The sequence below is a fragment of the Streptococcus sp. 4155 genome (genome assembly GCF_013276695.1).
GTDB lineage: Bacteria > Bacillota > Bacilli > Lactobacillales > Streptococcaceae > Streptococcus > Streptococcus pseudopneumoniae.
Window position 1 is genome coordinate 1 of record NZ_VMLM01000125.1, and the last position, 2789, is coordinate 2789.

The 2789-nt window shown below is 33.7% G+C and carries 2 protein-coding genes and 1 pseudogene; all 3 read right to left on the reverse strand.

Annotation, left to right across the window (positions count from 1 at the left end; genetic code table 11):
• Positions 1 to 487: restriction endonuclease subunit S (locus HT715_RS11475; RefSeq protein WP_172922974.1), on the reverse strand; the 487-nt coding region annotated here is incomplete at its 3' end.
• An 11-nt stretch (positions 488 to 498) separates the two neighbouring features.
• Positions 499 to 1026 (reverse strand): annotated as a pseudogene (locus HT715_RS11480) (restriction endonuclease subunit S); the annotation flags it as partial.
• A gap of 12 nt (positions 1027 to 1038) precedes the next feature.
• Positions 1039 to 2532, reverse strand: a complete 1494-nt coding sequence (locus HT715_RS11485) for a class I SAM-dependent DNA methyltransferase (RefSeq protein ID WP_000627747.1) — start codon at positions 2530 to 2532, stop codon at positions 1039 to 1041.
• Positions 2533 to 2789 lie beyond the last annotated feature (257 nt).

The window sequence follows — 2789 nt, forward strand, 5'->3', positions numbered from 1 at the left end:
TCTCGTTAAATCGGGATTTTACAAGGTTTGATAATTCCGTGTATTGCTGACTTCTTTTTGAAATTAGATAATCTATTTTCTCAAAATTCTGAATAATATTTTCTTGTTCAGAAACACTCATCATTGGAACTAGAGCATTTGATAAATTATTAAATTTAATATACTTTATTACTCCTCCAATTGACTGGTAGCGCAAAATCTCTATATACTTATCAAGAAAGTAGTATAGATATTTCATTTTTACATTAGAATTATTACTCAAAATATAAGTTCTTTGATAAGCATTAAATTTTCCTTTATAATACTTAACATTTAAATCCCCGTTTCCTGCAACTAAAACGACTTCGTCGTCATAAACATAATCGTTAATCCACAAAATTTCTTTTGCTGTTGTGAAAAATGGATACTTACCTCCGACAACTGCAGCATTGGCATCCAATTTACCAGTTTGAATAGAAACTAATTCCCCTAATTTCACTTTCTTCATGCAACCACCTCCTCGGAATATCGGGATTTGACGAGCTCGTTAAATTTTTCTGATTGAATTTTACGAAAATCATAAATTTGACTTATCGTATTTAGTTTTTTTGCAATTAGCTTTTGTTCTAGTTTATTAGGCAATACAAATGAGATATCTTTTATTTTAGCTACTGAAAGATGTTTCACTGTAACAAAAGGGGTCTTATCTTCAATTTCTTTTAAAAATTTAGGAATCAACCAAGATATATAACCTTCATCTACACTTTTATCCGTAATTTTAATTTTACAGACACGTTGATTAAGTAGCGCTAAATCCCCCTCCCATTTTTTCAATATAAAACTGCCATCCATTGTAATCAATAAGTCTCCATTTTTAATAAGATATTCTTCGGAATAAGTTCCTTCAAAGTAGGTATCAGAAAAACCTCTTTCTACATCTCGAATTCGTATTAAGGGGAGACCAATTTTGTTATCATTAAATTGTGATGATTTAAAAGCGTAACCAGATAAAATCTCACAAACTTCCCCCAACTTCACTTTTTTCATACAGCCACCTCCCTACTTGAGTAATTCTTCTAACTCTGCTAAGCCAGCTTGAATTTCTTTTTCTAAATCATTGATTTTCTTTAAGATGACTTCTGTTGGTTCATACTCAACTTTTTCATACTCAATCTCTTTATATTTATTGATAGACAAATCATAATCATTTTCCTTTATCTCAGCAACTGGAACAAAGAAAGATTGATCCGTTCTCTGACGTTCTGCTTCTTTTTCAAGATGATGAAAGCGTTCGATAATATCTGGAATATCATTGTCGCTAATCGGTTGTCGCTTATCATCCAAACTTAAGCCATCCGCTTTCATATCGTAAAACCAGACCTTGTCAGTACCACCATTGCCAGTTTTTGTAAAGATGAGAATGGCAGTTGAAACTCCAGCATAAGGCTTGAAAACACCACTAGGCATTGAGATTACAGCATCAAGCTTATGGTTCTCTACAATTTCCTGACGAATTCCTTTATGAGCTTTAGACGAACCAAAAAGGACACCATCAGGTACGATAACTGCTGCTCGTCCACCTGGTTTTAAAGTTCGCAAGAAAAGAGAAAGAAAGAGTAATTCTGTTTTTTTGGTTTTTACGGTTGCAAGAAGGTCATTAGAGGTTGAATTGTAGTCAAGTGAGCCCTTAAAAGGAGGATTTGCTAAAACCAAAGTATATTTATCGGCTTCTTCATTATCTTGAGACAGCGAGTCAAGGTAACTGATTTGTGGATTTTCTACTCCATGTAGCATCATGTTCATCGCCCCAAGTCTCAACATAGTCGTATCCGTATCATTTCCATGAAACATCTGATTATGAAAATGATTGATATTATCTGTATTGGTTTCCCATTCATCTTTCTTACGCTTTAAGTAACGGCTAGCAGATACTAAGAAGCCAGCAGAACCCATAGCAGGATCTGAGATAATATCTTTGATGGTCGGTTGCATCAACTCAACCATCATATCGATGATGTGACGAGGTGTACGGAACTGTCCATTTTTACCTGCGGTCGACAATTTTGATAACAGATATTCATAGATATCTCCGATATCAGTAATACTTTGTTTGTCATTATCAAAATCTACATCTAATCCCCTAGTTGGAAAAACATCTAAGATAGAAATTGCCTTTTGAAGCGTAGCAGGTTTATTTATTTGAAAAATAGCTTCTCGCATATATCGTGAAAAGGCTGTATCATCTGTATCTCCCTTGAGATTTTTAATAAACGGAAAAATCTCCTGAGTCATTAAACGATAAACTTCCTGAGCATCTCCTATATTTTTAAAAGTTGACCAACGGTATTCAGGTTTATCTTTTGGAAAAACTCCCTCATAAGGAATCCCTAGAAATTCAGCATCACTTTCACGTCCAAGCTCGACACTATCCAAATCTTTCATAAATAAGAGATAAGTCAACTGTTCAATATTTGTTAAAGGATTTGCGTTTCCTTCTGTCCAAAGAATTTCCCACAACTGATCGATTTTATTTTTTAATTCGCCTGTAATCATATCTTCCCTTTTCTTTAGTTTTTAAAACTTAGTAATATCATTATTTTATCAGATTTCAAACAAAGCTTCAATTAACTATATCTATGCGTCACCTGAATATTTTATACTCTTCGAAAATCTCTTCAAACCACGTCAGCTTCACCTTGCCGAACTCAATGACAGCCTGCGGTTAGCTTCCTAGTTTGCTCTTTGATTTTCATTGATTATAAGATACCAATACCTCAAAGAGCTACACCAAACTAATGAAAGAATAAATT

Bases quoted from the DNA above. Each gene is read 5' to 3' on its own strand.
- HT715_RS11485 (WP_000627747.1), bottom strand. From the start codon at position 2,532: ATGATTACAGGCGAATTAAAAAATAAAATCGATCAGTTGTGGGAAATT.